This window comes from Hydrocoleum sp. CS-953 (genome assembly GCF_002260545.1).
Taxonomy (GTDB): Bacteria; Cyanobacteriota; Cyanobacteriia; order Cyanobacteriales; family Microcoleaceae; genus Trichodesmium.
The window spans coordinates 1-8103 of sequence record NZ_LGSU01001218.1 but is presented as its reverse complement, the minus strand read 5'-3'; the positions used below and the strand labels follow the sequence as shown (position 1 = coordinate 8103).

General features: G+C 41.6%; 4 protein-coding genes and 1 pseudogene. 2 read left to right on the top strand and 3 right to left on the bottom strand.

Annotated elements, in window-relative coordinates; genetic code table 11:
* Positions 1-197 precede the first annotated feature (197 nt).
* Together AFK68_RS45850 and AFK68_RS39335 are read left to right on the top strand one after the other, a co-directional pair.
* Positions 198-667: pseudogene (locus AFK68_RS45850) on the top strand (methyltransferase dimerization domain-containing protein); the annotation flags it as partial.
* 1 nt (position 668) lies between these two features.
* Positions 669-1442: methyltransferase (locus tag AFK68_RS39335; RefSeq protein WP_246844306.1), on the top strand; the 774-nt coding region annotated here is incomplete at its 5' end.
* An 802-nt stretch (positions 1443-2244) separates the two neighbouring features.
* Here the strand turns inward: AFK68_RS39335 and AFK68_RS20405 are convergent.
* The 3 genes from AFK68_RS20405 to leuB all read right to left on the bottom strand — a co-directional run bounded on the left by AFK68_RS20405 (position 2245) and on the right by leuB (position 8006).
* A complete protein-coding gene (locus AFK68_RS20405; protein WP_094674596.1) occupies positions 2245-3120 on the bottom strand; it encodes a fructosamine kinase family protein in 876 nt (291 codons plus the stop codon).
* 589 nt (positions 3121-3709) lie between these two features.
* Complete coding sequence (locus AFK68_RS20395; RefSeq protein WP_094674592.1) at positions 3710-6145, bottom strand: DUF4157 domain-containing protein; 2436 nt, start codon at positions 6143-6145, stop codon at positions 3710-3712.
* A gap of 778 nt (positions 6146-6923) precedes the next feature.
* Positions 6924-8006 carry a 3-isopropylmalate dehydrogenase gene (gene leuB, locus AFK68_RS20390; protein ID WP_094674590.1) on the bottom strand — a complete coding sequence of 361 codons (1083 nt, stop codon included), beginning with the start codon at positions 8004-8006 and terminating at the stop codon, positions 6924-6926.
* Positions 8007-8103 lie beyond the last annotated feature (97 nt).

The window sequence follows — 8103 nt, the reverse complement described above, 5'->3', positions numbered from 1 at the left end:
CCCAGAAATTAAATTGGGAAACAAATTATCGTAGTGGTTTGGTCTCCCAACCCTCCCAGAAATTAAATTGGGAAACAAATTATCGTAGTAGTGTGGTCTCCCAACCCAACCAAAAATAGGATTTGGAAACCAAACCCCTACAACTTTTTTTCACGAATCATCTCATATTACTATAGTAGAAAAATTGGAGAATAATTATGTTAGGAACAGCATCAGAATCTAAGAAGAAAATTTACCGAATTATCTACGGTTACTGGCAAAGTCAGTGTGTTTATACCGCTACAAATTTAGGCATCCCAAATTTACTACATTATGGACCACAAACTGTTGAAATAATAGCAGAAAAAACAGGAACAAAAGCAGAAAAACTTTATGTTGTCTTGCGTGCTTTAGCTCATTTAGGAGTATTTGTCGAAAAGCCAGGGCGTGTTTTTGCTGCTACAGAATTATCAGAACTTTTAATTACAAATGATTCCCCATCTATCGGTCATTTTTTAATGCACATTACAGAACCCGATATGTGGGATGGTTGGCGAGAATTAGAAAGTAGTTTAAAGACTGGAGAAGTACCTTTTGAATTAGCTAAAGGAAAGGATTTTTATAGTTCTTTTATGACAGAAAATCCGCAAAGTAAATATCTGTTCAATAATGCCATGAGTTTCCTAACNATTACAAATGATTCCCCATCTATCGGTCATTTTTTAATGCACATTACAGAACCCGATATGTGGGATGGTTGGCGAGAATTAGAAAGTAGTTTAAAGACTGGAGAAGTACCTTTTGAATTAGCTAAAGGAAAGGATTTTTATAGTTCTTTTATGACAGAAAATCCGCAAAGTAAATATCTGTTCAATAATGCCATGAGTTTCCTAACTGCTGAAGCTGTCGATCCATTGTTTGAAGTTTATGATTTTAGTCGTTTTCAAACAGTGATGGATGTAGGAGGAAATCAAGGAACATTAATTGCTAATATTGTTAAAAGATTTGGCTGTAAAGGAATTTTATTTGACTTACCCCATGAGGTAGAAACTGCTCCTAATAATATCTCTAAATATGGAGTTCTTGACTCAGTAAAAATTGTCGGTGGTAGTGCTTTAGAATCTTTGCCAAAGGGTGCTGATGCGATTACAATGAAGTATTTTCTATCAGTATTTAGTCGGGAAGATTCAATTAAGGTGCTGACTAACTGTCGGGAAGCTCTCTCTAAAAATGGTAGGGTAATACTTTTACAAACTTTAGTTCCTTCTTTGGGAGCGCCTGTAGAATATCCTGATGGCACAATACCTGCTTTGGCAGCAGTGCAAATGATGATTACTAACCCAGGGGGGCATTGGCGTACAGAAGAGGAATATAAAGATTTGTTTGCAGCTAGCGGTTTTCAACTCGAACAGGTGGTTTATACTGGTACCAGTCTGACAGTTATGGAGTTTAGTTGCTGTTGAAGTAGCACTCAGCACTCAGCTATCAGCTATCAGCTTTTCAAGGTCTCTCTAAATTTTTGAGAAATGCTATAGCTGAAGTCAGAAGTCAGTAGGGGCGAATGGCCATTCGCGCCTACAGGAGTCACGAAGGAAGAGGGGAGAAAGAAAGTATAAAAAGCAGAACGTTTTTTGGTCGCGCACCTCGGAACGGAGTTCTATCACGCTCTTATCCGGACATGATATAGAACCCCTAAACGGATCTATCTTTTACATAGACGCGGAGACGCGGAGACGCGGGGAGATGGGGAGATTGAGAGATGGGGAGGTGAGGAGATGGGGTTTTGGGGTTCTATAGAACCCCTGAGTGTATCTTTTCTTGAAATACAAAGGGTTTAGGAAAGCTGTTTAGTCGAGCCTAATCACAATAAGGGTTCGGGAAACCGAAAAATTATGAAGGCTTAGACTGCCAGAATCATAAAACCCAGATGGGTATTCAACTCGTAACTTGTTAAATAGATACGGTTAGGACTTCTATAAGATGTTATAAACAAGAAACCGGGTTTATTACCCTGATTATTTTCATCGGGAAATTTCGTCGATAAACCCGGTTTCTGCGGGACTGATAACTATTAACTGTTAACTAGCTATCAGCTTTTTCTTAGGTCATCCTACGCAAACAGCATTTAGCTATCAGCTAAAAATTCAAGGGTAAGTCCCCCACAAGAGTTTGAAAAATTAGTGGCGCGCTTTGCGTGGGGGTTTCAACCCCCCATTATACACCTTGAAAAGCTGATTGCTGAAGTGCTGAGTGCTGAGTGCTACTTCAACTGATAACTGATAATAGTTGCTGAATCATTCTTTCTGCTTGAGAAGCATAACCACCACCAAATAGATTAAAATGATTCAAAATATGATACAAATTATAAAGAATTTTCCGTTGTTTGTAGCCATCATCTAAAGGCCAAACTTCATTGTAACCACGATAGAAAGCAGCGGGAAAACCACCAAATAATTCTGTCATGGCAATATCAACCTCGCGATCGCCCCAATAAGTCGCCGGGTCAAAAATTGCGGGGTCTCCATCCGCAGTAACTGAAGCATTTCCCCCCCATAAGTCTCCGTGAACTAGAGAAGGTTGCGGTTGATGACTTGCTAATAATTCTGGGATAGCTTTTAGTAGGCGATCGCCCTGACTAAAACTGCCACCCCTACGCTTTGCTAATTTGAGCTGATAACCAATGCGATGTGTTGCCCAAAATTCTGCCCAGTCTGCTACCCAAGTATTAATCTGGGGTGTGGAACCGATAGTATTATTAATATCCCAACCAAATTCGCTTTTTCCTTGATAGCGATGTAAAGCAGCTAAGTTACGCCCCATCTCTTCCCAAGATTTATCGTTACCGCGACCACCTAAGTCTAACCATTCTAATACTATATAACAATTATTTCCCTCTGTTCCATAGCATAAGGGTTTAGGAACTCTAATAGTCTGAGTTTCCCACATTTGTTTTAACCCCAATGCTTCTGCTCGAAACATTTCCACTAAGGAAGCTTGATTAATTTTGACAAAATAGCCACGAGTGCCATCGGTCAGTTTATAACCATTATTGATGCAACCTCCACCGACGGAACTATGGTTACTGACTTCAAATTTTTCGACCGTGACTTGGGTGATATGTTCGGCAATTTTTTTCCACATAATTATATTATAGGTATTATTGTTTTGTTCCTATGATACTATGGATATAGTAGTCTATCATAACGTTGGTTTTTATACCCGCACCATCTTGCGTTTCCAGATATTTCCGTTTTAGTCAATCGTTTTTTTACAGAAATTTAGCTGCTTCGGAAAAGTTGGAAACAACAGAATCATTATTGACACAAGTCCAGTAGGGTGCGTTAGGCGCTTGTTTGCTCAAGAGAAAGAATATTTTTTCTGTTGCGCCGTAACGCACCTTGATCGATTGGTTCGGTGCNTTTTATACCCGCACCATCTTGCGTTTCCAGATATTTCCGTTTTAGTCAATCGTTTTTTTACAGAAATTTAGCTGCTTCGGAAAAGTTGGAAACAACAGAATCATTATTGACACAAGTCCAGTAGGGTGCGTTAGGCGCTTGTTTGCTCAAGAGAAAGAATATTTTTTCTGTTGCGCCGTAACGCACCTTGATCGATTGGTTCGGTGCGTTAAATTTCATTAACGCACCTACAAGATCGGCGATCGCACTGCTTTTGGGACAGTTTAAGCCGTAACGCACCAAATCAAACAATTTTAGAATTGATCAGCTCATCACCGATTTCCAGCCACAACCCCAAAATGAACTTCCACGCGGCGATTTAGCGGTCGAGTGGGCAACGATTTGTCCTCACCATGGGGCTTTATCATAATTTTGCTTTCTGGAATACCGGCTGCAGAGAATACGGCTTTTATACGTATTGCTCGGTTTCTGGATAGCTTCATGTTGTAACTGGGCGACCCTTCTTCAGAGGCATACCCATGTAATTCAATTTTGGCTCCATTTCCTGCCTGACTCAAATGCTGTTTAGCCCTTTTAATTGCCACAGCCAGGTGAATCTCAGAGTCTATTTCCTTGTCTTTCCGTAACGTCGTCGAATCCACCTTAAACCAAATAATCATATGCCCTACAGTGGTTCGGACAGGAGGTTTCGGTTGGGGGGCGCTTGGAGTATACCGTCGGTATACTCCGCCGCTTTCACCATATTTAATCTGGATACCGTCAATCTTTTGTAACGAGCCTCCAAAAAAATCGCGGGAAAGGAAAAGATCTCGTGCACTGATATAAAGCAATTTATTTTCATATTTCCCCAGGTACACACCAATGTGACTACCAATTGCCCAAACGTCGCCCATTTTAGGCTCCTTGACAATTTTGAAATGAGGAATCTTCTGTTTTGGGTTGCTCCATTCCCTGGCCCTGTAGGGGTAGTATTTCCCTTTTTGTTCTGCTGATTTATGAGCTTTGTGAATGATACCAAGCGTTTTGTACAACACCTCAGCCACATAAGCATTGCATTTATACTGACTCGCAGATATGGTCGCATAATCTGGGGCGCTTAGTTGCAAATCATTGCTATCCCACACCCCCTCTCCCCATTTATTGCCTGGATCCTGACTCCATAAAAGAAGCGTATACATTACTATTTTCACCTCAGGAGGTAATGACTCTCCCACTTTCAGAGATTTTAAGCGTTGTTCTAATGCTTTTTTGAAGCTATCCACGACTTTCTTGAATTCTTTTCCTTTAGCACCTTCCCTTGTTGCCGCATTGCCCAGCTTAACCAATCGGTCTAAGAGGTTTTGTTCGATCGGATTGATTTTTCGTTTTTGCCTCTGAATTGATTGAGTCCTACTATTCTGTTGCACTACATGAGTCAACTCATGCGCCAACAACTCTTGTCCCTCCTTACTCCCAGGCTCATACTCTCCCTTCTTAAAGAAAATATCCTCTCCTGTAGTAAACGCCTTCGCTTGAATAGACTGACTCAACCGATCCGCCTCAGAATCAGTATGTACCTTCACCCCACTAAAATCTGCACCCATTTCCGGTTCAACCTTCCCTCGAAAAGCCCTATCTAAAGGTGAACCTCCTCCCTTAGCACGATTTAAGGTACGCTCAAAATCCCCTTGTACATTAGGAACTGAAGCCTCTACCCCTTGTCGAGATACTCGCTGGTCAAATTCACTTTGACTCCGAAACATTTTTTCCCTCCCCTGCTCCCGAATTTCTTCTGAAGGTTCTGGTACTTGCTGGAGGAGAGGAATTGCTGGCTTACTCTGAATCTTATTTTCTCCGCCGCCATTGGGAGAAGATACAGGAGGAGTTGCTGGCGCATTAATCCTTTGCACCACCTGCGCCGCAACTCGATCCGCCTCCTGTTCATATTTATCCCCAGGCGCACCAATGGTTAGCTTCGGTTGAACTTCTACTTTTTCCTGTTCACAATCTTGACATTTCAGTTGAATAGCATCCTCAGACTGCATTTGCAGGGTTTTGTCTTCTTCTTCCTCTGGCAATTCTTCCCGTTGTAGGGTAGGTTCTGACTGCATCTGAAGATTTTCCTCTTCCTCCATCTCCTGAAGTTGGAGGCTAGGTTCTGGCTTCATTTGCAAGTCTTCTTCTTCCTCCATCTCCTGTCGTTGAACCGACTCATTAGCCTGCATTTGGAGGTTTTCTTCTTCCTCTTCCTTTGGTAATTCTTGCGGTTGTAGGGTAGGTTCTGACTGCATCTGAAGATTTTCTTCCTCTTCTCCTGGCATCATTTCCCGTTGAACAGTCAGTTCAGACTTGGTTTGAAGTTTTTCCTCTTCTTGCTGCTTCAAGCTCTGAGCTTGAGCCATTTGAGCCTTCATCATCCGTTGTAGTGGTGTATCCACTCGTGCAGCTCTTTGTCTGATCAATGTTTGTAGGTCAGGCTGTTCCTGCTTTTGTTGAACAGACTCATTTGCCTTCATCTGGAGGTTTTCTTGCTTCTCTTCTTCTGGCAATTCTTCCCGTTGAACAGTGGGTTCTGGAATTCCCAACGCCTTAGCCATGGGATTACCCGCTCGTGCCGCTCGTTCCCGCATCGTTTGTATATCTTGGGGCGACATTTCAGGTTTAGGAATTCTGGCAAAGGGACGACTGGCAAACGGACTTCGTTGTCCAGCCTGGGTATTGGTATCGAGTCCACCTATTTTCTGAGGCTTAAGAAAATCATGAGTCATGATCGCCTACTTCCCTTGAACGCAGAAATTATTTATTTATAGTCTCTCATATTTCAAACCCATTACCGTTTTTCTTGACAAAACTTAACTACTAAGTAGGTGAGCATAGATAAATCCAATAAATATTATACCATTTCTCAAAAACTTTTATACATTTGATTGAGTAGGGGAGTAGGGAAGTGTAGGGACGTTGCATGCAACGTCCGTACGGGAGAAGTAAAGATAAGAATAATTAACATTAACTTGCCTCAAATCAGTAAAAAGGTGATTCTACAAAGGTAATTACTTAATAACTGAAGTGTTGATCAAGTATAGCATTACTTTTGGGAATTGGTATTAGAGGGCGGATAAGCGAGAACTAGATCGCGCTTACGTCAAGGCTTTCGGTTAAACCCGCCCCTACAATTTTATTAACGTTTAATTAGACCTACCTACTAGACTGACACATCTAAAATGGTGCTTTAGGCGTAGGTTGGGTTGAGGTATCGAAACCCAACAACAATAAGGCTTTGTTGGGTTTCACTATCGTTCTACCCAACCTACATTTTTAGGCGTGTCACGCCAGTAGTGGACTGACACGCCTAAAATGTTGCAATAGTAGGGGTGGGTTCTAGTTCAAATTAATCAGGCTAAACCATATTGAGATGAACCCGCCCCAACGATCGAGCAAGCTAAAACAAATATTGAACAAATTAAGGAGCAGTAATTTAGAAAAGCATCAATTAATACTCAATTAGCAACTATCGAAGAAAAGTTAGATAACTTAGCAGTAGTAACTCTAGACACTCAAAACTTTTAACAAAACCTCTGCCATTTCTTTACATCCCACCTGTTTCATTCCTTCGGACATAATATCCCCAGTACGATAACCCTGCTCCAATACTTCCAAAACAGCTTTTTCAATTTTGTCTGCTGCCACAGGTTGCTCTAAAGCATAACGTAACATCATTGCTGCACTTAAAACTTGTGCCAGAGGATTAGCTTTATCCTGACCCGCAATATCTGGCGCCGAACCATGAACAGGTTCAAACACTCCCGGTCCAGAAGCACCTAAACTCGCAGAAGGTAACATCCCAATACTCCCTGTCAACATAGCAGCAGCATCAGAGAGAATATCCCCAAATAAATTTCCTGTAACGATAGTATCAAATTGTTTTGGCCAACGAACCAACTGCATAGCAGCATTATCTACATATAAATGAGATAACTCTACATCTGGATATTCTGGGGCAAGTAAGGTAACGCGATCGCGCCACAACTGAGAGACTTCTAAAACATTTGCCTTATCGACGGAACACAACTTACCCCCTCGTTTCTGGGCCGTCTCAAACCCCACCTTAGCAATACGGTCAATTTCTGACTCAGTATAGGCCATTGTATTGACACCCCGTTTTTCTCCAGTCTCCGTCTCAAAAACGCCCTTGGGTGTGCCAAAATAAACCCCACCAGTTAATTCTCGCACTACCATAATGTCCACTCCTTCAACTATGTCTCGTTTGAGACTAGAAGCATCTATTAATTGGGGCAAAATTTTGGCAGGCCGTAAATTGGCAAATAATCCTAATCCGGCCCTTAGTCCTAATAGTCCAGTTTCTGGCCGTTGATGGCGCGGTAAATTATCCCACTTATAACCACCAATGGCTGCTAATAATACCGCATCGCTATTACGACACATTTCTAGAGTTTGACCGGGTAGGGGTTCCCCTGTAGCATCAATGGCCACTCCACCAATAGGAGCTTCTTGAAATTCAAAGTTGAGGTTAAATTGGTTCCCAACTACTTTCAAGACATCTACCGCCACTGCCATAATTTCAGGGCCAATGCCGTCACCGGGAAGTAGAGTAATGCGGTAGTTCATCATGTTCTATATTTTTAATTTTGTATGAGTTAGTTTGTGATTTAGCTAAATATTAACTATATAGCAATTTTCATCAGGGATGAGATATAAAATTTTAGCT

Bases quoted from the DNA above. Each gene is read 5' to 3' on its own strand.
- AFK68_RS20395 (WP_094674592.1), bottom strand. From the start codon at position 6,145: ATGACTCATGATTTTCTTAAGCCTCAGAAAATAGGTGGACTCGATACC.
- AFK68_RS20405 (WP_094674596.1), bottom strand. From the start codon at position 3,120: ATGTGGAAAAAAATTGCCGAACATATCACCCAAGTCACGGTCGAAAAA.
- leuB (WP_094674590.1), bottom strand. From the start codon at position 8,006: ATGATGAACTACCGCATTACTCTACTTCCCGGTGACGGCATTGGCCCT.